At 73.7% G+C, this 24,069-nt stretch carries 20 protein-coding genes and 1 pseudogene; 11 read left to right on the top strand and 10 right to left on the bottom strand.

All coding sequences use genetic code 11. The features are described 5' to 3' along the window. Positions 1-229 precede the first annotated feature (229 nt). Both BLT97_RS37770 and BLT97_RS06595 read left to right on the top strand, forming a co-directional pair. Positions 230-856, top strand: coding sequence for a hypothetical protein (locus BLT97_RS37770; RefSeq protein ID WP_176953660.1), 627 nt, complete (start codon positions 230-232; stop codon positions 854-856). A 134-nt stretch (positions 857-990) separates the two neighbouring features. Further along, positions 991-1,749: a bestrophin-like domain gene (locus BLT97_RS06595; protein WP_093607656.1), complete on the top strand. Its 759-nt coding sequence runs from the start codon at positions 991-993 to the stop codon at positions 1,747-1,749. 13 nt (positions 1,750-1,762) lie between these two features. Here BLT97_RS06595 and BLT97_RS06590 read toward each other — a convergent pair whose 3' ends face one another. From BLT97_RS06590 to BLT97_RS06580, 3 genes are all read right to left on the bottom strand, one after another. Then, positions 1,763-3,139: a L,D-transpeptidase gene (locus BLT97_RS06590; protein WP_245769158.1), complete on the bottom strand. Its 1,377-nt coding sequence runs from the start codon at positions 3,137-3,139 to the stop codon at positions 1,763-1,765. 193 nt (positions 3,140-3,332) lie between these two features. Then, positions 3,333-4,001 carry a response regulator gene (locus tag BLT97_RS06585; RefSeq protein ID WP_093607655.1) on the bottom strand — a complete coding sequence of 223 codons (669 nt, stop codon included), beginning with the start codon at positions 3,999-4,001 and terminating at the stop codon, positions 3,333-3,335. After that, positions 3,998-5,437 carry a sensor histidine kinase gene (locus tag BLT97_RS06580; RefSeq protein ID WP_342742700.1) on the bottom strand — a complete coding sequence of 480 codons (1,440 nt, stop codon included), beginning with the start codon at positions 5,435-5,437 and terminating at the stop codon, positions 3,998-4,000. Before BLT97_RS06580 ends, BLT97_RS06585 begins: the two co-directional genes overlap by 4 nt. A gap of 110 nt (positions 5,438-5,547) precedes the next feature. Between BLT97_RS06580 and BLT97_RS06575 the strand changes: the two genes are divergently transcribed. From BLT97_RS06575 to BLT97_RS06560, 4 genes are all read left to right on the top strand, one after another. Beyond that, on the top strand, positions 5,548-6,498 hold the full coding sequence (locus tag BLT97_RS06575; RefSeq protein WP_093607654.1) for an ABC transporter ATP-binding protein: 951 nt from the start codon (positions 5,548-5,550) through the stop codon (positions 6,496-6,498). Beyond that, positions 6,495-8,057, top strand: coding sequence for a DUF1349 domain-containing protein (locus BLT97_RS06570; protein ID WP_093607653.1), 1,563 nt, complete (start codon positions 6,495-6,497; stop codon positions 8,055-8,057). The genes BLT97_RS06575 and BLT97_RS06570 overlap by 4 nt, the downstream gene beginning before the upstream one ends. 58 nt (positions 8,058-8,115) lie before the next feature. After that, complete coding sequence (locus BLT97_RS06565; protein ID WP_093607818.1) at positions 8,116-8,901, top strand: ABC transporter permease; 786 nt, start codon at positions 8,116-8,118, stop codon at positions 8,899-8,901. A 120-nt stretch (positions 8,902-9,021) separates the two neighbouring features. Continuing rightward, entirely contained in the window at positions 9,022-9,813 is a 792-nt protein-coding gene (locus BLT97_RS06560; RefSeq protein WP_093607652.1) for an alpha/beta fold hydrolase, read from the top strand. Positions 9,814-9,913: 100 nt separating this feature from the next. On the opposite strand, the gene BLT97_RS06555 is transcribed toward BLT97_RS06560, so the two are convergent. After that, entirely contained in the window at positions 9,914-11,830 is a 1,917-nt protein-coding gene (locus BLT97_RS06555) for a P-loop ATPase, Sll1717 family (protein ID WP_093607651.1), read from the bottom strand. An 87-nt stretch (positions 11,831-11,917) separates the two neighbouring features. Between BLT97_RS06555 and BLT97_RS06550 the strand changes: the two genes are divergently transcribed. Next, positions 11,918-12,556 (top strand): PDZ domain-containing protein, encoded by a 639-nt coding sequence (locus tag BLT97_RS06550; RefSeq protein WP_093607650.1) that lies wholly within the window; start codon positions 11,918-11,920, stop codon positions 12,554-12,556. Positions 12,557-12,602: 46 nt separating this feature from the next. Here the strand turns inward: BLT97_RS06550 and BLT97_RS06545 are convergent, their stop codons facing one another. After that, positions 12,603-13,352, bottom strand: a complete 750-nt coding sequence (locus BLT97_RS06545; RefSeq protein WP_093607649.1) for a phosphodiesterase — start codon at positions 13,350-13,352, stop codon at positions 12,603-12,605. 155 nt (positions 13,353-13,507) lie between these two features. Here BLT97_RS06545 and BLT97_RS06540 point away from each other — a divergent pair, with 155 nt between their 5' ends. Together BLT97_RS06540 and BLT97_RS06535 are read left to right on the top strand one after the other, a co-directional pair. Beyond that, entirely contained in the window at positions 13,508-14,134 is a 627-nt protein-coding gene (locus tag BLT97_RS06540) for a LysE family translocator (protein ID WP_093607648.1), read from the top strand. A 103-nt stretch (positions 14,135-14,237) separates the two neighbouring features. Then, on the top strand, positions 14,238-15,362 hold the full coding sequence (locus BLT97_RS06535; RefSeq protein ID WP_093607647.1) for an aminopeptidase P family protein: 1,125 nt from the start codon (positions 14,238-14,240) through the stop codon (positions 15,360-15,362). 35 nt (positions 15,363-15,397) lie between these two features. Here the strand turns inward: BLT97_RS06535 and treZ are convergent, their stop codons facing one another. Next, entirely contained in the window at positions 15,398-17,143 is a 1,746-nt protein-coding gene (gene treZ, locus BLT97_RS06530) for a malto-oligosyltrehalose trehalohydrolase (protein ID WP_093607817.1), read from the bottom strand. Between the two features lie 216 nt (positions 17,144-17,359). Further along, positions 17,360-18,262 (bottom strand): GNAT family N-acetyltransferase, encoded by a 903-nt coding sequence (locus tag BLT97_RS06525; protein ID WP_093607646.1) that lies wholly within the window; start codon positions 18,260-18,262, stop codon positions 17,360-17,362. 337 nt (positions 18,263-18,599) lie between these two features. On the opposite strand from BLT97_RS06525, the gene BLT97_RS06520 reads away from it, so the two are divergent. Together BLT97_RS06520 and BLT97_RS06515 are read left to right on the top strand one after the other, a co-directional pair. Next, a complete protein-coding gene (locus BLT97_RS06520) occupies positions 18,600-19,154 on the top strand; it encodes an FHA domain-containing protein (RefSeq protein ID WP_093607645.1) in 555 nt (184 codons plus the stop codon). 177 nt (positions 19,155-19,331) lie between these two features. Further along, a complete protein-coding gene (locus tag BLT97_RS06515) occupies positions 19,332-19,796 on the top strand; it encodes an SSI family serine proteinase inhibitor (RefSeq protein ID WP_093607644.1) in 465 nt (154 codons plus the stop codon). Between the two features lie 90 nt (positions 19,797-19,886). Here the strand turns inward: BLT97_RS06515 and BLT97_RS06510 are convergent, their stop codons facing one another. The 3 genes and pseudogenes from BLT97_RS06510 to treY all read right to left on the bottom strand — a co-directional run bounded on the left by BLT97_RS06510 (position 19,887) and on the right by treY (position 24,050). Further along, positions 19,887-21,209, bottom strand: coding sequence for a M14 family zinc carboxypeptidase (locus tag BLT97_RS06510; protein WP_093607643.1), 1,323 nt, complete (start codon positions 21,207-21,209; stop codon positions 19,887-19,889). A 92-nt stretch (positions 21,210-21,301) separates the two neighbouring features. Continuing rightward, positions 21,302-21,532, bottom strand: a pseudogene (locus BLT97_RS06505) (dihydrolipoyl dehydrogenase); the annotation flags it as partial. 100 nt (positions 21,533-21,632) lie between these two features. Continuing rightward, positions 21,633-24,050, bottom strand: a complete 2,418-nt coding sequence (treY, locus tag BLT97_RS06500) for a malto-oligosyltrehalose synthase (protein WP_093607642.1) — start codon at positions 24,048-24,050, stop codon at positions 21,633-21,635. Positions 24,051-24,069: the final 19 nt, after the last annotated feature.

The raw sequence follows: 24,069 nt of genomic DNA, 5'->3' as shown, positions 1-24,069 counted from the left end.
GGTCGGTGCGGTCGGTGCGGTCGGTGCGGTCGGTGCCGTCGGTGCCGTCGGTGCCGTCGGTGTGCCGGCGGTGGGCGCGGGCGGGTGCGGTTCGGCCCGCGGTGTCGGTGTGGGTGCCCGGACGGTCGGTCCGGTGGTACCGGGGCCGGGGCCGGGGCCGAGCGAGTTCGGGTGCGGGCGCGGTGTCGTGCGTGCAGGGATGACGTCGGCTTGGAGCGGAGGGCTGCGGATGGCTGTGCTGTGTCTGACCGGGCTGGGTGCCCTCGTGGTGTTCGCACCCGTGCACGTCGCGTCCCAGGTCGACGTGGAGGCCGCGGGCCTCGCGCACGGGGCGGTGTCGACGGTGTTCGACGTGTGCCCCGCCGCGTCGGAGCCGGACGCGCCACCGCAGCCCGAGGCGCCGCCCCCGCCCGTGCCGCGCACCCCTTCCGCCCCGCCCGCTTCCGGCGCTCCGGCTCCCGAACTCCCGGTGCCCGAACTCCCGACGCCCTGGCCCTCGTTGGGCGCGCCGCCCTCCCCGGTCGGTGGCCCGCCCGGCAGTGCGCCGGGCAGCCCGGCCCCGAGCGTGGAGGAGCCGGCGTTGTCAGTGGGGTCCGATAGCCTCGAAGGGCCGGTGCGGCCCCCGGGTGGGAGGGGACTGTTCGGCGCCCCTGTGGCCGAGGAGCTCGCCGCGCCCGCCCCGCCCTCCGCGCCCGGTCCCGTCTTCCCCGTACGGCCTTATCGCTCGGCGCTGGTCACGCGTCCGGTGCCCGGCGGGTTCTCCACGGTCACGCTGATGGTCGTCGTCACCGCCCCCGCCGTCCTCGCCGCGGCGGCCCTGCGGCCCGGAGGCCGGGGGCGCTCCTCCCGCAACTGACCGCCCTGCCCGCTCGGCAGCACCTCCCCAACCCCGGGCACAGACGCCGACTTCGGGCCCGACCCCACTCCCGGCCTCAGCCCAACGCCGACTCACCCCCGATCCTCAACCCCCGCCCCCCCAGGAGTCCCCCCGTGCCCGAATGGCTCGTTCTCGCTCTCGCCATGGTTCTCGTGTGTGCCGTGGTCGTGGCCGTGCCGATGTTGCGGCATCGTCGGCAGGTGCCCGACGACGACACCTCGCAGACGCCCGATGTCATCGAGTACATGGTGATGATGGTCGGCGTGGTCTACGCGATCGTGCTCGGTCTCGCCATCGCCGGCGTATGGGAGGCCAGGGGCGCGGCTGAGGACTCCGTGCGGCGGGAGGCGCAGGCGCTGTACGAGGTGACGCAGCGCGTCGAGGTCTATCCGCCCGAGGTGCGCGAGCGGATCCGCGACCAGGTCGCCGCGTATGCCACGCACACCGTGCAGGCGGAGTGGCCCCGGCTGACCGCCGGTGAGGCGCCGTCGGAGCGCGGTGCCGAGTTGCTCGCGGCCGTACGCGGGGACATCACCCGCCAGGCACCGGAAACCGATCTTCAGGCCCAGGCGTATCAGCCGCTGCTCGACCAGATCGCGATCGCCGACGACGCCCGGCACGTGCGGGTCGGTGCGGCCGAGCCGACGCTGCCGGGGGTCGTGTGGTTCGGGCTCGTCGCGGGCGGGGTGGTGATCGTCGGGCTGATCTTCACGCTGCAGATCCGGCGGTCGGCACGGGAGCTGCTGCTCGCCGGGGTCTTCAGCGCCTTGATCGTGTTCCTGCTGTTCCTGGTGTGGAACTTCGACGCGCCTTTCGGCCGGTACGGCACCGAATCCGCCGAGCCCTTCCAGGAGTTGGTGGTCGGCACCTGACCCGGGGAAGCGGTCAGGCGATCGGGGACAGGCGCGGGGAGGCGGGGATCCTGTTCGTCGCGAGCACGGTCGAGCCCTTGCGCCACTTCTTCCAGGACAGGTTCCAGTCGCCGACCCCGTTGTCGAACGGCGTCATGTCCTCGCCCTCGCTGTTGATCACCTGGACGATGTCACCGGGACGCACCAGGTCGAAGAACCACGCGGCGTTCGACGTGCTCATCCCCGTGCAGCCGTGCGAGACGTTCGCGACGCCGTGCGAGCCCACCGACCACGGCGCCGCGTGCACGTACTCGCCGCTCCAGGTGACCCGCGTCGCGTAGTTGACGCGCAGGTCGAAGTAGTCGCTGCTGCCGCGCGCGATGCCGATGCCCTCGCCGCGCATCCGGACCTGCCGCTCCTTGGCGAGCACGGTCTTGATGCCGTTGCGGGTGCGGTAGCCGGGCTTGCCGGTGGTGACCGGGATGGTGCGGATCTCCTCGCCGTTGCGCAGCACCGTCATGGTGTGCGCGGACGCGTCGGTGATCGCCTCGATGCGGTCCCCGGTACGGATGGTCAGCGGCTTGGACCCGGCCCCGTACAGGCCGTCGCCGATGTTCACTCCGGCCAGCGCGCTGCGCACGGTGATCTCCGCGTGCGCGGGCCAGAAGGTGCGCGGGCGGTAGTGCAGGTTCTGGTCGTCCACCCAGTGCCAGGCGCCCTCGACGGCCGGCGAGGAACTCACGCGCAGTGCACGCTCGATCCGGGCCCGGGCCTCGGCGTTCTTCGCCGGTACGGGGCGGCTGAGCGTGGCCGTGACCGGCTGGCCCACGCCGTACGTGCCGGCCTCCGGGCCGAACTCCGCGGTGAGACGGCGGCCTTGAGGCGCGCTGGTGCGGAAGGTGAGGGTGGCGACCGCCGAGCCGCCGGACGGGGTCTCGGTGCGGACGGTCGCGCGGTAGCGGAAGCCCGCCGGTACGGCCCAGGTGCTGCGCCACGTGCGGCCGTCGGCGCTGAGCCGGCCGCCGAGCGTCTCACCACGGGAGTTGGCCACCGAGACATCGGTGATGTGGCCGTTGGCGCGCATCGTGAGCGCGAGCCGGCCGTCGAGCGCGACGGGCTGCCGTACGGACTTGCGGCCCGGCGTCATCGGCACGGTCCAGGTGGCGGAGCCGGGGTGGCTGATGAGACAGACCCGGCCGCCGCCCGGCGCACGGCACAACCCCTTCTTGCTCACGGCCAGTTGGGTGTCGCGGGCGGCCGACGCGGTGAGCAGGGCGTCGACGGGCATCCGGGGCGCGAACGCCGGGCCTTTGGGGGCGGCGCCGGTGCCGGGGGAGTGCGCGGCGGCCGCCATCAGGAGTGCGGCGGTGGCGACGGAGACCGTGCCCCAGGTCCGGATGCGTGCGCTCACGTGACGACTCCTCCAAGTCCGAGGGCGCACCTGCGGCACCCGGTATGAAAGATCATCATTAATGACTGGTTGTCGGGCGGGGCCGAACGGGCGCGCGGCGCGAGCAGGTTCAGCCCGAACGCAGTAACCCGGGGCGGCTGTTGCCTCCGGCGCCAGGCCCGGCGGCGCGGCCCCGGCGCGGGCCGCCGCGAGGTCAGCGCGCGCCGCCGCCCGGGATCACCAGGCCCGATTCGTACGCGGCCACGACCGCCTGCGTGCGGTCGCGCAGGCCCAGCTTCGACAGGACCCGGCTCACATGGGTCTTCACCGTCTCCTCGCTGACGTGCAGCCGGGCCGCGATCTCCGGGTTGGACAGCCCTTCCGCGATCAGCCGGAGCACCTGGGTCTCGCGCGGCGTCAACGCCGCGAGGTCCGCGGCGGGGCGGTTCGTCGGGGGCCGCAGGCGGGCGAACTCCGCGATCAGGCGGCGGGTCACGGTGGGTGCGAGCAGGGCCTCGCCGGCCGCCACCACGCGCACCGCGTCGAAGAGCTTCTCGGCGGTGACGTCCTTGAGGAGGAAGCCGCCCGCTCCGGCGCCGAGTGCGTCGTACACGTGCTCGTCCAGGTCGAAGGTGGTGAGCATGAGGACGCGGATGCCGGTGTCGGCCAGGCGTGCGGTCGCCTCGATCCCGTCCATGACCGGCATCCGGACGTCCATGAGGACCAGGTCGGGCGCGAGCGCGCGGCAGACGCGGACGGCCTCCGCGCCGTCCCGCGCCGTGCCCACCACTTCGAAGTCCGGCTGGGTGGCGAGGAGTCCGGCGTAGCCGGCGCGGACGAGTTCGTGGTCGTCGGCGATGACCAGGCGCAGCGGTGCGCTCATACGGCGGTCTCCTGGGGTGAGTCGGCGGCCGGGGCCGGGAGCAGGACCTCGATCCGGAAACCGCCGCCGGGCGCGGGCCCCGAGCTGAGCTCGCCGCCGACCATCGCGGCCCGCTCGCGCATCCCGGTCAGGCCGTGGCCGGTGCGCGCGGGCGCACGGGCCGGGCCCGGGCCGTTGTCGCGGACGCTCAGGTGCAGTCCCTGCGGGGTGTACCGCAGGGCGACGTCGACCGCCGCGCCCGGTGCGTGCCGGCGTGCGTTGGTGAGGGCCTCCTGCACGATGCGGTACGCGGTGAGCTCCACGCCCTGGTCGAGCGGCCGCACCGGCCCGCTGACGATGAGCCGGGTGGCGGCCGCGCTCGCCTCGCGTGCCTCGTCGACCAGCTCGGCCAGTTGCTGGAGACCGGGCTGGGGGCGGCGCTGCGGTGCGGCCGGTGTGCCCGCGTCCTCGCGCAGCACGCCGAGCAGCCGGCGCATCTCGGTCAGCGCGGTGCGTGCGGTGTCGCCGATGGCGAGCAGCCGCTCGGCGCCCGCGGGCGGCATGCCCTCCGTCGTGAGCCGCGCGGTCTCCGCCTGGACGGCGATCATCGAGATGTGGTGGGCCACGACGTCGTGCAACTCCCTTGCGATACGGGCCCGTTCGCCGCGTGCCGCGTGCTCCTGCAAGGTCTCGGCGATGGCCCGTTCGGTCGCGCTGTGCGCCCGCGCCTCGGCCAGTGCGCGGCGGGTCAGGCCGGTCGCCGCCGCGGCCAGCGCGGCCAGGCAGACCAGTACGGTCACCGGCCGGTCGCCGGGTCCGGCCACCGCGTATCCGAGGAAGGGCAGGGGCAGCAGCGCCGCGGGCAGGCGAGGGCCGCGCAGCCCCTGAACGTAGAGGCAGAGCAGCAGGGCGGGCAGGCCCGCGAGGAGGAACAGGCCGTACGGGGCCAGCGCGAGCAGCATCGAGGTCGAGGCGACCACCGCGGCCCAGAACGGCTGCGTGCGGATCACCGCGAGCGGCACGGTCGCGCCGAGCGCGAGGAAGAGCGAGAGCGGAAGGCTGTCGGTGTAGGCGCGCAGGGCGAGTTCGACGAGGGCGAGCAGGGCCGAGGCGGCGGCTGCGAGGGCGGGGGCGGTGGGGGAGGTGAGGAGGGCGCGTGAGGCGCGGACGGTGCGTGAGGCGTGGAGGGTTCGTGGGATGCGGAGGGCTCGTGGGGTGCGGACGGCGTGCGGGACACCGGGCGTGCTTCCCTTACGACTGCCGTCGCCTGGTCGGCGGGCCTCGCCTTCCGGTCGCCGCGCCCTGCTTGCCGGTTGCCGCGCGTCGCTCCCCGACTGCTGAGCCTCGCTGTCCGGCCGCCGCGCCTCGCTTGCCGGTTGCCGCGCGTCGCACCCTGGCCGCCGAGCCTCGCTCCCCGGCGCCGGTCCGCGCAGACGCTGCCTGAATCTCGCTCCCACCTGGCCATTGTCACCGAGCCGTGGGGCTCGCGAGTCCCTCGTGTGAGGGATACGAAGACGGCTCCCCGGCGTGACGACCCGGGCCCGGCCGCTCCCTAGCCTCCCTTCGTATGGAAACCGACGCAGACGCCGGCACGGTCCAGGTCAAGGGACTCCGCAAACGGTTCGGGTCCGTCACCGCTCTCGACGGCCTCTCTTTCACGCTCACTCCGGGACAGGTCACCGGATTCGTCGGCCCCAACGGCGCCGGCAAGTCCACCACGCTGCGGATCGTGCTCGGCCTGGACGCGGCCGACGACGGCGAGGCGCTGATCGGCGGCCGTCCCTACCGGGCGCTGAGCACCCCCTTGCAGGAGGTGGGCGCGCTCCTCGACGCGGGGGCCGTGCACCCCAGCCGGCGCGGCCGCGACCACCTCCTGTGGCTCGCGCACTCGCACCGCATCCCGGTGCGCCGCGTCGACGAGGTGCTCGAACAGGTCGGCCTCGCCTCCGCGTCCCGCCGCCGCGCCGGCGGCTACTCGCTCGGGATGCGCCAGCGCCTGGGGATCGCGGCCGCACTCCTGGGCGATCCGCCCGTGCTGCTCCTGGACGAACCCGTCAACGGGCTCGACCCCGAGGGCATCCGCTGGATCCGCGGCTTCCTGAAGTCGCTGGCCCGCGAGGGCCGCACCGTCCTGGTCTCCAGCCACCTGATGAGTGAACTGGAGGACAGCGCCGACCACTTGGTGGTGATCGGGCGCGGCCGCGTGATCGCCGACACCGGCGTGCGCGAGCTGCTCGCGGCCGCGTCCGGCGACCGGGTGGCGCTGCGCACCTCGGCCCGTACGGAGGCGATGACCCTGCTCGCCGCCGCGGGCGCCACGGTCGCCGCCACCGACCGGGACGCGCTGACCGTCTCCGGCGTGAACGCGGAGAAGGTGGTGCAGCTGCTCGCCGGGGCCGGGGTGCCGTTCTCGGAGGTGTCCGCGCACCGGGCCACCCTGGAGGAGGCGTACATGGAACTGACCGGTGACGCCCTGGAGTTCGCCGCGCCCCCGGTGACCGGGACGGAGGCGTCATGACCACCACGCAGACCCCGCCGGCGCCCCCTAACCCGCCCGTCGCGCCGTACCGCTCCACCGTCGTGCCGCCCGGACGCGACGGCTTCCCGCAGCTGCTGCGCGCGGAGTGGACCAAGCTGCGCACCGTGCGCCGCTGGAACCTCACCCTGCTCGGCGCGGTCCTCCTGACCATCCTCATCTCGCTGTTCGCCGCCTCCAGCGGCAAGGTCGAGACGAGCGGCGAGAAGCGCGGCCCCGCGCCGACCGGGCCCGGCGGCATCCAGATCCTCGACTCCTTCCGCTACGTCCACCGCAGTCTGCCCGGCGACGGCACGCTCACCGTGCGGGTCGACCGGCTCGTCGGACAGGGGGAGACCCGCCTGTCCGGATGGGCCAAGGCCGGGCTCCTGCTCAAGAAGAGCACGGCGCAAGGAGCGCCGTACGCCGCCGTGATGGTGACCCCCGGACACGGCGTGCGCTTCCAGCACGACTTCGTGCACGACACGGCCGGCAGCGAGGGCGACGGGGTCGCCACGGCACGCTGGCTGCGCCTGGTGCGCGACGGGACGCGGATCACCGGGTACGAGTCCGCCGACGGCAGCGGCTGGCAGCGGGTGGGCTCGGCGGACGTGCCGGGACTCGACGGGACCGTACAGGCGGGCCTGTTCGTGACCTCGCCGATGGTGACCCGGATGGAGCGGTCCTTCGGCGCGGTCTCCGTGGACTCGCGGCCCGCGCGCGCCACGGCGGAGTTCGGGCAGGTCGCCGTGAGCGGGACACAGGGCGACTGGCGGCACACGGGCGTCGGCGGCCGGCTGCCGGCGGGCGCGGGCGAGTCCGAGGGGGCCGGGACCTCCACCGGCACGGGCGGTGCGTTCACCGTCACCGGGTCCGGTGACATCGCGCCCGCCGTGCAGGACATGGACCTGGGCGCCACCAGCCTCAGCGGCACCCAGCTCGGGCTCGTCCTGATCGCCGCGCTCGGGGCGCTGTTCGTCACGGCCGAGTACCGGCGCGGCATGATCCGTACGACCTTCGCGGCCTCACCCCGGCGCGGACGCGTCCTGGTGGCCAAGGCGGCCGTGGTGGGAGCCGTGACCTTCGTCGCCGGGCTCGTGGCGAGCGTGGTGTCCTTCGTGATCGGACAGCCGATGCTGCGCGCGAACGGGCACAAGCCGCCGCAGTTCGCCGAACTGCATTTCACCGACGGTCCCGTACTGCGGGCCGTGGCCGGCTCGGGTGTGCTGCTCGCCCTGATCGCCGTCCTGGCCCTGGGGCTCGGCGCGCTCCTCCGCCGCACTGCACCCGCCATCGCGACGGTCGTGGTGCTCTTCGTGGCACCGCTGGTCCTGGTCAGCATCCTGCCGCTCGGCCTGTCCCGCTTCCTCCAGCAGGTCACCCCGGTCGCCGGCTTCGCCATCCAGGAGACACGGACGCGCTACGGCCACGTGGACTCGCTGTGCCTTCCGGAGGACGGCTGCTACCCGCAGGGGCCCTGGCTCGGGCTCGGCATGCTCGCCCTGTACGTGGCCGTGGTGCTCGCCCTCGCGGTGTGGCGGGTGCGGAGGCGGGATGTCTGAGCGAGCTGTGGGGCATGACGGGATGTCTGGGCGTGCCGTGGGGCACGGCGCCCGGTGGGTGCGTACCGCGCACGCCGAGTGGACCAAACTCCGTACGCTGCACAGCACTTGGTGGTTCCTCGCCGCACTCGTGCTGACGATGGTCGCCGTCTCGGCCCTCACGACCGGGACGCTGCGCGCCGGGGACTGCGCCGCGCTGCGCACCTGCGAGGAGGACACGGTGAAGCTCAGCCTCACCGGGGTCTGGGTCGCGCAGGCCGTGGCCCTGCTCTTCGGCGCCCTCGCCGTCAGCTCCGAATACGGCACGGGGACGATCCGCACCACCCTGACCGCGATCCCCTCGCGATGGCGGATGCTCGCCGCGAAGGCCGTGGTGGTGGGCGGACTCGTGGCGGCGGCCGCGGCGGTGGGGGTGTTCGGATCGCTGTACGCGGGACGGGAGTTGGTGCTCGCCGCCGGGTTCACGCCCGCGGCGGGATACCCCGCGATCGGCCTCGGCGACGGCCCCACGCTGCGGGCGGCGGCCGGCTCCTTCCTGTACGTGGTCCTCGTCGCGCTGCTCGGCCTGGGGCTCGGCACCGCGCTCAGGGACACGGCCGGGGCGCTCACCGCCGGCTTCCTGCTCCTCTACGGATTCCCGCTCGTCGCCGCCCTGTTGACCGACCCCGACTGGGTGGAAGCGGCCCAGCGGATCGCGCCCGCGTCGGCCGGCCTCTCGGTGCTCGCGACCCGTAACCTCGACGCCCTGCCGATCGGGCCCTGGGCCGGGCTCGGGGTGGCGGCCGCCTGGGCGGGTGCGCTGCTGGTGGTGGGGTGGGGGGTGCTGCGGGGCAGGGATGTGTGAGGGCACCCGCGCCGGTCTGCGCCTGCGGTGGGGCGGGGCGATGTCAGTGGGGCGGCCTAGCATGACCGTTCGACCGACTGGTCCTGACATACCGACAGGTCCTGACATGGAGGTGCTGAGGTGCGCGAGCTGTATCTGCCGGACACCGGAGCCTGGATCCGCTGGATCCAGCTCAACCCGACGGCGTCCGGCGCGGGACCGGCCCGGGTCTATGTCCACGGGCTCGGGTGCAGCGGTGCCTCGGACTTCGCCGAGATCACCACCCACGCCCCGCTCGCCGGCCGCACCAGCCTCCTTGTCGACCTGCTCGGCCACGGCTACAGCGACCGCCCCGCCGGCTTCGGCTACCGCATGCGCGAGCAGGCGGAGGCGGTCGCCGCGGTGATCGAGCACGAGGGGCTGCGGGACGTGGAGCTGATCGGGCACTCCATGGGCGGCGCCGTGGCCATCGAACTGGCCGCCGCGCGCCCCGACTTGGTCGCCAAACTGGTCGTCGCGGAGCCGAACCTGTTCCCGGGCGGCGGGTTCGTCAGCCGGGTCGTGGCCGAGCAGGACGAGGAGGAGTTCGTCGCCGAGGGCTTCGCGCGGATGGTGGCCGCCGAGAAGCTCCCCGACTACGTGGCACGCCTGCGCCTCGCCGACGCCCGCGCCCTGCACCGCAGCGCCACCGCCCTGGTCGAGGGCACGGATCCGAGCTGGGGCGCGCTCCTCACGGACCTGGACCGGCCGCGCGCCTTCCTCGTCGGCGAGCGCACCCGGCCCGACGCGGAGACGGACCTGATGGCCGCGGCCGGAGTCCCGGTGGTGGACGTCCCGGCGGCCACGCACAACATGATGATCGACAACCCGCAGGGCTTCGCGGAGGCGCTGGCCCGGGCGCTGGAGGTGGCGGAACCGGGGGCGTACGGCTGAGCGGAGTCCGCCCGTTCGGGCTGAGCGGGCTGTGCGCCACCTGTGCAGAGGCTCGGGACTGTGCCCGTTCGGGCTGAGCGGACCCGCCCGCGCCGCCTGTTCAGGAGCTCGTGCCGCCCTCGCCCGTACTGCCGGTGAGCCCGCCGAGCCGGTGGAACAGCTGGAGCGCCTGGCCGTCCAGCTCGCGTGCGAGGGTCTGGGCGCCCGCTTCGGCGCCCTGGTCCTCGAGTCCGGTGGCCCGCAGGGTGGCGGCCTGGTCGTACAGGTAGCCGATGGCGGTGTTGACGTGGTCCTCGGCATCGTGGAGCAGCGCGCCCGCGGGGCCACTCGGGTCGTCCAGGGCGTCGCGGGTCTCCTGGTGCAGGCGCTGCACCTGCAGGGCGAGTTCGCGCCGCGTCTCCTCGGGCAGCCCTCCGGCCCGGGCGATCCGCCGCAGCAGCAGATCGCAGGCGTCCACCACGCGCTGGAGCAGCGTGACATTGCGGCTCGGCGGGGTGGCGCCGCCCCACCCAAGCCCCTGCACTCGCAGCACCGACCGGTACGGCGCGATCGGCACCGCGTCCCGCGCCCCCAGTGCCTCCCGGAAGCACGGGTGGATGTGGAACTCCTTCTCGTCCGGGCGCACAGGTCGCGCGAAGCCGCCCGCGTACACGGTCTCCTCGCCGCGCCGCACGCCGAGGAAGCCGACGTTGTACAGCACGTCGATCACCGTGTCCGTGGTGAAGGACTCCGCGTACGCCGGGTACAGCCGGGCCAGTTCGCCGCGGGCCGCGCGCAGCCGGGTCTCCGTCGCCGCCCGCGTCACCACGTAACCCGAGTCGGTGAACAGCTCCAGGAGCGCCGGCAGGAACGGGTGCGCGACCAGGTACTCCTGGACCAGATCCTTGCGCTTCCACTCCGAGAACTGCCGCCCGGCCTCCACCACGTCCTCCTCGGTGATGCGGGCGCGCCCGTGGTGGACGGCGTGGTCCCGGCACAGGTTGAGGTACTGGATGGCGTCCCGGGGCCGCGGCAGGGTGCGCGTGAAGAGATACGTGGCGGTCTCCTCGCCCTCGACCTGGGGCGGGAAGACCTGCTGCCACAACTGCTCCTCGCCCAGGCCGGGATCGAGCGCGGCCCGTGCGCGGGACAGCGCGAGCCGGCGCAGCTGTGCTTCGGGCCAGTCGATGCGCATCTCGTAGCTGCGGAACTTGTCCCCCTCGCCGAACGTCAGCGAGTCGTAGATGTCGGAGCGCAGGAAGACCAGACAGCGCACCGCACCCGGGTACTTCACCGCGACGTCCTTCGCGGCGAGCAGCAGCCCGATCACCATCGAGTTGGCGTCGGGCTGCGCCGACCAGACCTTCTCCAGTTGGTCCACGAGGAGGAGCAGGGGCGGATGCGAGTCGGCGCACTTCAGATCGCGGAAGGCCAGCGCCACATGGTCCTCCAGGACCTCCAACTGGCGCCCCGCACGGGCCCCTTCGGAGGGCCCCGCCTGCGCGAGGTCCACACCGATCTGGAAGCCGAACGCCCCCAGCTGGAGCCCGCCGGCCTGCAACCGGTCACGGCCCTGGGCCGCGAAGTCCGCGAGCCGCGCGCCCGGCAGCTCGCCGTTGTCCCGCAGGAACCTCCGCAGGTCCTTGACCGATCCCGGCTCGCGGCGCCCGTGGCACTCCCGTGCGTGCACGGTGAGATGGCGGGCCGCGTGCACCGCGAACACGTACCGCCAGATCAGCGACTTGGCGGTGTCCCCGCCCAGCCCTTGCAGCTCGAAGCGCCGGATCTCCTCGCCGGCGGCGTCGTCGGGGGTGATGAGCACGCTCTCGCCCGCCGGGCCGCGCTGCGCGCCGAGGTACATGCAGATGGCGCTCTTGCCCGAGCCCTTGCGGCCGATGATCAGCATCTTGCGTCCGCTGACCGCGGCGTCGTACGCGGCGGTCTGGAGGAAGCCCGCCCGCAACAGCCCGTTCGCCATGTCCTGTTCGGCCTCGTCATGGCCGAAGTACAGGCGTTCGAGGATGGGCGCATCGGTCATCTGTCCCCCTGCTCGCGACGGTTCGTCACTCTTTCGTGGCTCGTTCCGCGGCGGCCCGCAGGGTAGAGCATTCCGCGGAGGCCAGCCATGGAACAGACAGTGTTGCGACCCAAGCCGATGCCCGGCCGCGCACCCGCGCCGGGCCACCGTCCGCACGCCGTACGGCGGCGCGCACGGCGGATCAAGACCGTACTCGGTGCGACCGTGATCGCGCTCGTCCTCGTGCTCGCCGGGGTGGGGCTCGGGACGGTGGGGGCGACGGTGATCGGGATGAGCAAGCTCGCCGACCTGCAGAAGCAGGCCGCGGCACAGGGGGGTGGGCAGGGAGCCGGACAAGGGGCGGGAGAGGGGGCGGGGCAAGGAGCGGCCCACGGGGCTCCGCCCGGCGCCGCGAAGGGCGGACCTCCGCCCTCGAAGCCCCAACCCCAGGGCGGCGAGGGCGAGTCGGTCGCGCCCGCGCCGGCGACCATCGGGGTCGAGGCGGTGGACCCGGCCTCGGGGGCCGGGGCCCGCCTGGTGGGCGTGCACCAGCCGGGGCCCGGGTTCAGCGCGGGCCTGGTGCGCGGCGACGTGGTCACCTCGTTCGCGGGCCGCAAGGTCGCCTCGGCGCAGGAGCTGGCGCGCGCCGTCGCGGCCGCGAGGCCGGGCAAGTCGGTGGAGATCGGCGTACGGCACGAGAACGGGAACCGCCAGACGCTGACCGTGACACCCGGGGTGGTGACCTGAGCCAGGGACGGAAGAGGCGCGGGCCGGTGCCGGCCCGCGCTCCCTCCTACGCGTCGGCCCGCACGCTCCGGAAATGCGTGGTCAACCGGCCCTCGTCGTCGAGGACATGGAGTGCGTAGCCGGGGTCGGCGGCACGGTCGGCCACCGTGTCGCCGCCCTCCCAGGGCAGCCGGAGCGTCCAGGTCACGCCCGGTCCGACGGCGACGGGCCGGCCGGCGAAGACCGTGGCAGCGGGTGTGTGGGCGTGGCCCGTGATCAACGCCCGTATCTGCGGCCGCCGTTCGAGCAGCGCGGCCAGCCGTCCGGGCTCGTGCAGGGGGTAGGAGTCGGGCAGCGGGGCGTGCAGCGCGACCGGCGGGTGGTGGAAGGCGAGCAGCGCCGGCACCTCGGGGCCGAGCTCGTCGAGGGTGCGCTCGATCCAGTCGTACGTGGCGGGGGAGAGCCGGCCGTCGTCCTCACCCGGAATGCTCGAGTCACACATCAGGATCGCCGTACCGCCGACGAGCCCGAAGCTGTCCACGGGCCCGTCCTCCGGCGCGTGCCCGAGCAGGGCCTTGCGGTAGGGCCCGCGCACGTCGTGGTTGCCCGGGCAGGTCAGGACCGGGAACGGCAGCCCGTCGAGCAGCCCGGCCGCCTGCTCGTACTCGGTCTCGCTGCCGTGGTCCGCGATGTCCCCGGTGACCAGGAGCGCGTCCACGGGCATCGCCCGCAGCCGCGCGAGCACACGTGCGGCGCGCTCGCGGGCGCGCTCCGTTCCGTCGAGGTGGAGATCGCTGATCTGGGCGAGGACGAGCACGATGCCTCCGTAGCAATTAATGGTTGCGGCTGATCTAACCGTTAGCGTGCTGCGGAGTGCAAGGCCCCTGGTGGAAGATCCGCACAGGCGCCGATTGCCGGATCCGTACGAAAACCACCTGGCGTCCGGGAGGCCGCCGGCCGCACCATGGGCGGATGCTGAGCACCCTCCTCGCCTTCCTCGGCGCCTGCACGCTGATCGCCGCGTCCCCCGGCCCGAGCACCGTCCTGATCATCAAGAACTCGCTGCGCAGCAGGCGTTCGGGGTTCATGACCGTGCTCGGCAACGAGACCGGGGTGTTCGTCTGGGGCGTCGTCGCCGCCTTCGGGCTCACCGCCCTGCTCGCCGCCTCGCAGCTCGCGTACGACGTGATGCGCATCGTCGGCGCCGTCGTCCTGGTCGTCTTCGGCGTGCAGACGCTGTGGGCGGCCCGGCGCAGGAAGGGCGAGCAGGGGCAGGCCGAGGGCTGGGAGGCGCCCGAGCGCTCCGCCTGGGCCTCGTACCGCGGCGGGCTGCTCCTGAACCTGGCCAACCCCAAGGCCGCGATCTTCGCGATGTCCTTCCTGCCGCAAATCGTGCCCGCGGGCGCACCCGAGCTGCCCGCGATGATCGCGCTCGCCGCGATCTGGGCCGTGTTCGAGGTGGGCTACTACGGCGTGTACGTGTGGGGCGTCGGCCGTATGAAGGCCTTCCTGTCGCGGGCCCGGGTGCGCAGGCGCCTGGAGCAGGTCTCCGGCGGCGTGCTGGTCGCCCTCGGGGCGCGGCTGGCCCTGGAGAGCTGAGTCCTCGCGCGAAGAGGGCGGGGCGCCCGATTCCCGGTCGCGCCCCCGCGCGCGGACGGGGGAGGATGGCCGGGTCGAAGCCGCACCGAACGAGGAGCCCGCGATGGCCACCGCACCCGCGCCCTTCACCGCCGACGACTACAAGGCCCGCATGGAGCGCGCGGCGCAGGCCGCGGCCGATGCCGGTCTCGCCGGAGTCCTCATCGCGCCGGGGCCGGACATGGTGTGGCTCACCGGCTACCGGCCGCCCGCCGAGACCGAGCGGCTCACGATGCTCGTACTGGCCGCGGGACAGGAGCCCGTGCTCGTCGTCCCGACCCTGGAGGCGCCCGACGCCGAGAAGGCCGCGGGCGCGCCCGCCCTCACGCTGCGCGACTGGACCGACGGCAAGGACCCGTACGCCGTGACCGCGCCGCTGCTCGACGTGGACGGCCGCTTCGGCGTCAGCGACAACACGTGGGCGCTGCACCTGCTCGGCATCCAGGAGCAGCTGCCCGGCACGTCCTACACCGCGCTCACCGCGTGCCTGCCGATGCTGCGCGGGGTCAAGGACGCCCACGAACTGGAGCGGCTCGCGGCCGCGGGTGCCGCCGCGGACGCCACGTACGAGGAGATCAAGAAGGTGCGGTTCGCCGGCCGGCGCGAACTGGAGGTCGCCGCCGATCTCGCCGATCTGCTGCGGCAGTTCGGGCACGAGCAGGTGGACTTCACCGTGGTCGGCTCGGGCCCGAACGGCGCCAACCCGCACCACGAGGCCGGTGACCGGGTCATCGAGCACGGCGACATGGTCGTCCTCGACTTCGGCGGCCTGATGCACGGCTACGGCTCCGACACCTCCCGCACCGTCCACGTCGGAGAACCCACCGCCGAGGAGCAGAAGGTGCACGACATCGTGCGCCAGGCGCAGGAGGCCGGCTGTGCGGCGGTGCAGCCCGGGATCGCCTGCCAGGAGGTGGACCGGGCCGCGCGTGCGGTGATCGACGAGGCCGGGTACGGCCAGTACTTCATCCACCGGACCGGGCACGGCATCGGCGTCACCACGCACGAGCCGCCGTACATGATCGAGGGCGAGGAGCAGCCGCTCGTGCCCGGCATGTGCTTCTCGGTCGAGCCCGGGATCTACCTGCCCGGCCGCTTCGGCGTCCGTATCGAGGACATCGTGACCGTCACGGAGGACGGCGGGCGGCGCCTGAACGCCACCGCCCGCGAACTGGCCGTCGTGGAGTAGGAGTTACGCGGGCGTCTGCCTGCCGGATCCCGCCCTCACGCGGGCGCGAGCAGCACGCAGGACTCGGGCGCCAGGGTCAGGACTCCGTCCGGGCCCGGCGCCTCGGCCCGCTCCCAGGCCGCGAGCACCCGCGCGGCACCGCCTTGGAGCGGGATCCGCGCGGGCTCCCTGCCCAGGTTGACCGCGAGCCGCAGATCACCGCGGCGCACCACCAGCCAGCGTGCCTGCTCGTCCCACGCGACCCGTACCGCCGCGAGATCCGGGTCCCCGAGGTCGGGCAGGCTGCGGCGCAGGGCGAGCAGCTCCTGGTACCAGGCGAGGACGCGGGCGTGGTCGCCGGTGGTGGGCTCGGCCCAGTCGAGGCAGGAGCGCTCCCGCGTGGCCGGGTCCTGCGGGTCCGGGATCTCCGCCTCGTCCCACCCGTGCGCCGCGAACTCCCTTCTCCTGCCCTTGCGTACGGCCTCCGCGAGCTCCGGGTCCGGGTGGTCCGTGAAGTACTGCCAGGGCGTGGACGCCGCCCACTCCTCGCCCATGAACAGCATCGGCGTGAACGGCCCGGTCAGCGTGAGCGCGGCCGCGCACGCGAGCAGACCGGGGGAGAGGGAGCCGGAGAGGCGGTCGCCGAGCGCGCGGTTGCCGATCTGGTCGTGCGTCTGGCTGTAGCCGACCAGCCGGCAGGCGGGGGTGCGGGCGCGGTCCACGGGCCGGCCGTGGGCGCGGCCGCGGAAGGAGGAGTACGTGCCGTCGTGGAAGAAGCCCCCGGTCAGGGTCTTCGCGAGAGCGGCGAGCGGTGCCTTCGCGAAGTCCCCGTAGTAGCCCTGGGATTCACCGGTCAGGGCGCAGTGCAGCGCATGGTGGAAGTCGTCGTTCCACTGCGCGTGCAGGCCGAGTCCGCCCCGTTCGCGCGGGGTGATCAGACGCGGGTCGCACAGGTCGGACTCGGCGATCAGGAAGAGCGGGCGGCCGAGCTCGGCGCCCAACGCGTCCACCGCCGTGGACAGTTCCTCCAGGAAGTGCAGCGCCCGGTCGTCGCGCAGGGCGTGCACCGCGTCCAGCCGCAGCCCGTCGAGGCGGAAGTCCCGCAGCCACGCCAGCGCGCTCTCACGGAAGTACGCGCGCACCTCGTCCGAGCCCGGTGCGTCCAGGTTGACCGCCGCGCCCCACGGGGTGTGGTGCGTGTCGGTGAAGTACGGGCCGAAGGCGGGCAGATGGTTGCCGGAGGGGCCCAGGTGGTTGTGCACCACGTCGAGGACCACGCCGAGCCCCAGCTCGTGCGCGGAGTCGACGAAGCGCTGAAGCGCTTCTGGGCCGCCGTACGGTTCGTGCACCGCCCAGGGCGCGACCCCGTCGTAACCCCATCCGTGCGTGCCGGGGAAGGAGCACAACGGCATCAGTTCGACATGGGTGATGCCGAGCCGCTTGAGGTGGCCGAGGCGTGCGGCGGCCGCGTCGAGGGTGCCCTCGCGGGTGTACGTGCCCACGTGCAGCTCGTACAGGACGGCGTCGCGCATCCCGAGCCCGGGCCAGTCCACGCGCCAGGCGTACGCCGCCGGGTCGGCCACGGCGGCCAGTCCCTCCGGACCGTCCGGCAGCCGGCGCGCCCGCGGGTCCGGCAGCACCGGGCCGCCGTCCAGCGCGAACCCGTAGCGGTCCCCGTCCGAGGCCTCGGCCTCCGCGGACCACCAGCCGGGACGGGCGGCATCCGGGCCCATCTCCCGTTCCTCGCCCCGGAGTTGCAGCGTGACCTGCCGGGCCTCGGGTGCCCACACCTCGAACAGCACGGACGATTCCCCCTCGTCGTCGTACACCCGTCGTCGTACACGTGGACCATCTCGCGGTCGTGCGCGGTGACCATCGTGCTGCACAGCAGTGACCATCGTGCTGCACAAATGATCGTCACGGTGGGGGTTTCACGGGTCCCGCGGGGTGACGGCGCGCACAGGAGCCGTCACCCCGGGAACCACTCGGCGCTCGCGCCCGCGGAACCCGGTCAGGGCTCACACCAGGCTGATCCGCTTCCCCACGATCGGGTACCCGGCCCGCGCGAAATGAGCCGCCATCGGGACGTTGCCCTCGTCGGTGGCCGCCGCGACGGCCTCGGCGCCGCGGTCCACGAGGAAGTGGGTGCACTCGGCGAGCAGGTCGAAGGCGTAGCCGTGCCCGCGCTGCTCGGGTACGACGCCGATGAACCCGGCCGTGAAACCGACGGGGATACGCGCCGGCAGATGCAGCCCCACCAGCTCGCCCTGGGCGTCGTAGGCGAGTTGGGGCCAGGTCTCCTGGCACCAGTGGATGTAGTCCAGCTCCTCCTGCACCGCCTTGTCGAGATCGTGCTCGGCGATGGCGAGCAGCGCGTGCGCGTCGAGGGTCGCGGAGTGGATCCGCCGCAGGACGTCGGCGAGTACGGCGTCGTCCCGTTCCTCGCGGAACGTGAGCCGGGTCGGGCGCGGCGGCAGGCCGCACTCCGGGGTCCACTCGTAGCGGTAGCGCTCCACCAGCATCTTCTTGCCAGCGGCCTCGGCCGCCGCGATCCGCGCCCGGCCCGCGGCCAGCACATCGGGGCGCTCGCGCCAGTCAGGCGGCAGGATCAGCTCGTACTCGACGTCGAAGGGCGCCTGGCGCAGGAGTTCGGCGCCGGCCTCCTCCTCGCCCTCGGCGAAGTCGAACCAGTTGAGCAGGGTGGGTGCGGCGTCGCCCGCGGCGCCCCACCAGGCGGCGCGCGCCACCACGCGGCCCTCGCGCAGGGCGACACGGGTCCACTCGGGCCGGTAGTCGCCGCCCTCGGCGAAGGTGGCGTAGGCGACTCCCGTGACGGGGCGGCCCACGAGGCCGGGGTCGTCGAGGGTGTGGAACAGAGAGGCGTCGCTCTCGGTGAGCGCGCGGATGACCAGGTCGGTCATGGAATTCCTTCCGGAGGACGGATGCTCACCGTCCCGGCCGGCAGCGGTCCTTCAGGACCGGGACGCTGTACGGTCGCGGCGGGGGCGGCGGGCGGTGATCGCGGTGATCGCGGTGATCGCGTACGGCATTGCGCTCGCCTCCTTCCTTGATCGGCAGCGTCGGCACGAGGCTAGGCGAGCACCGGGCGGGCTGTCCACGGGTTTCGGCGGCCGGTGTGGCACGCCGTCCGTCCGGTACGGGCACGCGGCGCGGGGCCTCCGCCCACCCGGGCCGCGAACTGGCCCTGGATCTGCGGTTTTCTGGACACCCCGGCCCGGCTCGTCGACAATCACGTACGTGACGTCCTCCTTCGAGTTCCCGACCTATCCCGCGCGGGTGTCGGACGCCGAGCGCGACAAAGTGCTGGCCGCACTGCGCGAGGGCGTGGTCCAGGGGAGGCTGTCGCACGACACCTTCGTGCGGCGGATGGAGCTCGCGCTGGCCGCGCGCCGGCCGCAGGAACTGGCCCGGCTCACCGCCGATCTGCCCGCCGAGGACGGCGGGCGCATGATCAATGCGCTGACGGGGGCGATCGGCGCCGTCTCCGCCTTCACCGTGCGGGTGCGCAGGGCCTGGGAGGCCGAGCGGCTGCCGAAGCTGCTGCTCCCGCTGCCGGGGACGTTCCCGCTGCGCATCGGACGCGACCCCGCGAACGGGCTGCGCCTGAGCCACGAGACGGTCTCGCGCCGCCATGCCGAACTGGTCCTCCAGGGCGGCTGCTGGGTGCTGCGCGACCTCGGCTCCACCAACGGCACCTCCGTCAACGGGCGCCGGGTCGTGGGCGCGACGGTCGTGCGCGAGGGCGACCACATCGCGTTCGGATCGATGCGGTTCCGGCTGGCGGCCCAGTAGCGGTCGTCCGCACCCCCGCTCGTTGGGGCCAACCGGCGCACATCAAACCCTTTCTGCACCTCCCGTTCGGGTGAGTTGCGGTGCTCGCCGGGGACGGCTGTGCCGATGGATGCCGCGGTACGGGATTCACTCCGTACCGCCATCAGCACCCCACAGCGAGGAACGGTGACGGTCCCCATGACCTCTTCGGCACACACGGCGACGACGACCGCAGTCAAGGGCCTGCTCGCGGCGGCGGCCGCGGGCGCACTCCTCATCGGCGCCGCGGGCGCGGCCTCCGCCGCCGACCACGACACCGAGCGCAGGGCCTCCGGCCGCGCGCTGCCGGGCAACTGGATGTACCTGGGCGTCATGGAGGGCGACGGCGCCTTCGGCGACCTCCAGGGCCGCCTGCTGCGCTGCCCGCCCGGCAAGGGCAACGGCCACCCGCACGCGGGCGCCGCCTGCCGCACCCTGGCCAAGGCCAAGGGCGAGATCGCGAACATCAAGCCGCGCGACGTGGCCTGCCCCATGATCTACAAGCCGGTCACGGCGGTCGCGTACGGCATGTGGGACGGCACCCGCCGCATCTACGCCAAGACCTTCTCCAACGACTGCGTGATGGGCGCCGAGACCGGCAGCGTCTTCAAGCTCGCCGAGTAACACACCAGTTCGGCAAGGGAGTCGGGCGGTTTCCGGGCTCCGTGAACGAAAGGGCTGCACGCACGTGCAGCCCTTTCCGCATGTCACACCTCAGGCCGCGTCCGCGTCCACCCGCGCGTGCCGCGCCGCCGTGAGCACCGTGCGCGCCTGGTGCTCGACCTGGTGCTCGAGCGGCACCCAGCGGGCGCGGAAGGCCGTCGCGAACTCCTCGCACCACCGGGTCACCAGGCGGTCCAGCTCCGGTGCGGTCGGGTCGCCCGCCGCCTTGAGCGTACGGAGCAGCATCGCCGCCGCCCGCAGCGGCAGCCGCCGCCCGAACGCGTCGATGCTGGACACATACGTCATCGTGGCGTCGACGGGCGGAGGGAGCAGCCAGTCGTCGGCCAGGCCCGGCACCAGATCGAGGGCCCAGCGGCTGGCCCGCAGCAGCGGAGCGAGCGGGTGCGGCGGCTCGTGCACGCCGCCCGCCGCCCGGACGTCCCGGGGGGCCAGGGCGTCCCAGGACGAGTACCGCTTCGTCAACCGGGCCCGGGACATGATCTGTTCGACCTGCGCGGCCTGCGCGCGCAGCCGCCGCGACACATGGCGCAGCGCCGCCGCCGGGTCGGGGTGGCGGCTCGTGTCGTCGACGAGATCACTGGCCCACATGGGCACTTCGACGATCGCGGTGAGCCCGCCGTAGCGGTGGGCGTGGTACCAGGTGGAGCGGGTCACGTCCTCGGGCAGGCTCGGGAACGGCACTTCGGACCCGGGCTGCGGCATCACATGCACCCCGGGCCCGGTCACCGGCCAGCCGGCCGCGTCCGAGGTGCCCGTCTCGATCGGGATGTGCAGCTGCGCCGCCGACTTCGCGAACGGCTCGGCCAGGCCCGGTATCTCGCGGGTCAACTGCACCCACGTACCGCCGAGATCCGTGCCGTGCAGCGACACCTGGAGATACGGCTGCAACTCGTCGATCAGCCGCAGCAGCGTCACCGCCTCGGGCGGCAGCATGTCCGGCGGCAGCACCGACGGCGCCCACTCCGGCTGCTCGGGGCCCGCCGGACGGAAGAAGTGGCGGTGGTAGTCGAGCAGCGAGGCCGGGGTGAGCGAGCGGTGCAGGCTCGCCCCGTCCGGGTCGGCGCTGAGCAGGAAGTGCCAGGAGGTCCCGTGGCGCAGCCGGTGGTCGGCGGCGACCCGGCGGGCCAGGTGCAGAGCGGTGGGCCCGCCCACCGGCTCGTTGGCATGCGCTCCCGCCACGACGAGCACGGCCCGCGTCGCATGCCCCACGGACAGCAGGTGCAACGGGCGGCCGGCCCGCGAGGTGCCGACCCGCCGCAGCCGGCACAGCCAGGGCTGCTCGGCCGCCAACACCCGTGCGGACAGGACGAGTTCCTTCACGCTGGGGTAGTGCTGCTCCGTCAGGTGACTCACCCCCGTATCGTCCGCCCGGCGTGCGCACCCGCAGTACCCCATGTGCCGACCTCGCTGTCAAGGTGGCGAGAACGGACCGTGGCACCGCGTGCCTACTGCTGGTGCAGACCGCGTCCCGCGAGGGTGAGGAAGGTCTCGCCGACCGCTTCGGAGAGGGTGGGATGGGCGTGGATGTGCCGGGCCACATCCACGGGCTCCGCGTCCCAGCCGACGATCAGCTGGCTCTCGGCGATCATCTCCGAGACATGCGGACCCACCAGGTGAACTCCCAGGACCTGCCCGGCGGTTCCCGTTCCGCTTCGCCGTTCGGCCACGACTTTCAGAGGGCGTCGGTGGGGCTCGGCGAGGCCGGGGAACGGGCGCGCGGCCTCGCATCGACATCGAGGTGAACAATCGAGGTGAACACCAGGCCGCCGACAACGCCTAGTCCCCGTCGGGTACGAGCAGCGCGATCCCCCAAGCCCCCAGCAGCTCCTCCAGCCGCACACGCCCTTCGTGCACCCGCTCCTCCTCGGCGAGCGCGTCCACGTACCGCCCCGGCGGCAGCGTGAGCGCGGTGTCGCGCCAGCCGCCCGACTCCGCGAGCCGCAGCGAGAGCCGCGTCGCGACCGTGACCACGGCGCCGGCGATGCCCGTGCGGGCGAAGGCCACGCAGTGCCCGGCCGCCGGGCCCTCGGCCTCCAGCGGCACGTACCCGGCGAACTCCCCGTAGCAGTCGGCCTGTTCGCGCCGGACCCGCAGCGCCGTCACGGTCGTGAACAGCTTCTGCTCGTCGAGGCCCCACCGCCCGCGCTCCTCCTCCAGCCGGCCGAAGCGCGCCTCCTGGAACTGCACCGGCCGCCGGTTGTCCGGGTCGACCAGGGCCTGGTAGAGCTGCTCCGTGCCCTGGTAGAGGTCGGGGACGCCCGGCATGGTCAGGTGCAGGAGTGCCGCGGACAGCACGTTCGTGGCGATGTGCGGGCGCAGCGGGCGGAGGAACTCGGCGACGGTGTACAGCGGCGGCCCGCTCGGCCCCGCGTCGACGAACTCCTCGACGGCCGCCTCGTATGACGGATCCGCCTCGGTCCAGGAGGTGAACAGGCCCGCCTCACGCGCGTGCTTGAGCAGCACCGCCCGCATCCGCTCCTGATGCGGGAAGCCGATGCCCACCGCCGTCTGCCAGGCCGCCCAGGCCAGCTGGGGGTCGGGCGCGGGCGCGGCCTGCGCGGCCGTCGTCACCCGGGCGAGCAACTCGGCCCAGCGGTCCGGGACTTCGGAGAGCACGTCGATCGCGAGGCGCACATCGGCGCTCCGCTTGGTGTCGTGCGTGGACAGGACCGTGCCGCCCGTCGGCCAGTCCCGCTGCATGCGCGTGCAGAAGGCGTGGAACGCGGCCGGGGCGAGCGCCGGGCGCCCCGGCTCACCCCCGACTTCCGCCGCAGAGAGGAGCGGGGTGTAGCGGTAGCAGGCCGTGTCCTCGACGGCCTTGGCCCGCAGTGCGGAAGCGGTCTGCGCGAAGCGTGCGCGCAGCTCGGTGTGCGCCGGGTCCGCCTCGTGCCCGAGCAGCAACTCCCGTACGAGATCGACCGCTTCGGCCTCCTCCGGCACCGTGAAGGCCGTGCGTGCGGCGGCCGCCGCCTCGTCCGTGAGGACCCGGCGCACCGACTCGCCGGTCCCGTACGGCCGGTACACCTGGAGGCGCACGAGCAGTTCGCGCAGGGCGGTGCGCACCGCCCAAGGGGCGTGGTCGCGCTGCTCGGGTGCGGTGGCGCAGCGCTGCACGGTCCGCACCAGGCGCTCCACCTCGGCGGCCAGCTCGCGCGTCACCACCTTGTACGCGGCCCGCCGCACCGTCTCCTCCCAGTCGCCGCCCCGGTCGGCCGGGGCGTTCGTGAACCGCCGGTACTGGCCGAGCAGTTCACCCGCCCCGGCCGGATCCACGAACAGGCCGTCCACGTGCCGCAGCGCGTCGTATCCGGTGGTGCCCGCTACCGGCCAGCCGGCCTCCAGGCGCTCGCCGTCCGCGAGGATCTTCTCCACGACCGTCCAGCGCCCGCCCGTCGCCTCGTGCAGCCGCCGCAGATACGCGCCCGGGTCCGCGAGCCCGTCGGGATGGTCCACGCGCAGGCCGTGCGCGACGCCCTCGTCGAGGAGCTGGAGCAGCTTGCCGTGGGTGGCCTCGAACACCTCGGGGTCCTCCACGCGTACGCCGATCAGATCCGAAATGGTGAAGAACCGCCGGTAGTTGAGCTCGGTACGGGCGATCCGCCACCACGCGAGCCGGTACCACTGGGCGTCGAGCAGCTCGGGCAGCGGCCGGTCCTCGGTGCCTTTGCGCAGCGGGAACGCGAGGTCGTGATAGCGGAGCACCTCGCCCTCCACCCGTAACTCCGCGAGCTCACGCCCGAGCCGCCGGCCGAGCACCGGAAGGAGCACCTGGCCACCGCCCGCCTGCCAGTCGATGTCGAACCAGCGCGCATACGGCGACTGCGGGCCCTCCCGCAGCACCTCCCACAGGGCGTGGTTGTGGCGCGGGGACGCGGCCATGTGGTTGGGCACGATGTCCAGGACCAGACCGAGGCCGTGGGCGCGCGCGGTCGCCGACAGGGCCCGCAGCCCGTCCTCGCCGCCCAGTTCCGAGCGGACGCGCCCGTGATCGGTGACGTCGTAGCCGTGCAGCGAGCCCGGCACCGCCTCCAGGACCGGCGACAGATGCAGATGCGAGACACCGAGCCGGGCCAGATACGGGACGGCGGCCTCGGCGGCGGCGAAGGGGAAGTCGGGGGTGAGCTGGAGGCGGTAGGTCGCGGACGGGGCCGAGGACGCGGCCCCGGCGGATGCGGCGAACGGCGCGGTCGTCATGCGAACGTACGTACCCCGA

This window comes from Streptomyces indicus (assembly GCF_900100315.1).
Taxonomy (GTDB): Bacteria; Actinomycetota; Actinomycetes; order Streptomycetales; family Streptomycetaceae; genus Streptomyces; species Streptomyces indicus.
This window is presented reverse-complemented; position numbering and strand designations above follow the sequence as displayed.

Bases quoted from the DNA above. Each gene is read 5' to 3' on its own strand.
- BLT97_RS37770 (WP_176953660.1), top strand. From the start codon at position 230: ATGGCTGTGCTGTGTCTGACCGGGCTGGGTGCCCTCGTGGTGTTCGCA.
- BLT97_RS06585 (WP_093607655.1), bottom strand. From the start codon at position 4,001: ATGAGCGCACCGCTGCGCCTGGTCATCGCCGACGACCACGAACTCGTC.
- BLT97_RS06575 (WP_093607654.1), top strand. From the start codon at position 5,548: ATGGAAACCGACGCAGACGCCGGCACGGTCCAGGTCAAGGGACTCCGC.
- BLT97_RS06570 (WP_093607653.1), top strand. From the start codon at position 6,495: ATGACCACCACGCAGACCCCGCCGGCGCCCCCTAACCCGCCCGTCGCG.
- BLT97_RS06555 (WP_093607651.1), bottom strand. From the start codon at position 11,830: ATGACCGATGCGCCCATCCTCGAACGCCTGTACTTCGGCCATGACGAG.
- BLT97_RS06550 (WP_093607650.1), top strand. From the start codon at position 11,918: ATGGAACAGACAGTGTTGCGACCCAAGCCGATGCCCGGCCGCGCACCC.
- BLT97_RS06540 (WP_093607648.1), top strand. From the start codon at position 13,508: ATGCTGAGCACCCTCCTCGCCTTCCTCGGCGCCTGCACGCTGATCGCC.
- BLT97_RS06535 (WP_093607647.1), top strand. From the start codon at position 14,238: ATGGCCACCGCACCCGCGCCCTTCACCGCCGACGACTACAAGGCCCGC.
- BLT97_RS06525 (WP_093607646.1), bottom strand. From the start codon at position 18,262: ATGACCGACCTGGTCATCCGCGCGCTCACCGAGAGCGACGCCTCTCTG.
- BLT97_RS06515 (WP_093607644.1), top strand. From the start codon at position 19,332: ATGACCTCTTCGGCACACACGGCGACGACGACCGCAGTCAAGGGCCTG.
- treY (WP_093607642.1), bottom strand. From the start codon at position 24,050: ATGACGACCGCGCCGTTCGCCGCATCCGCCGGGGCCGCGTCCTCGGCC.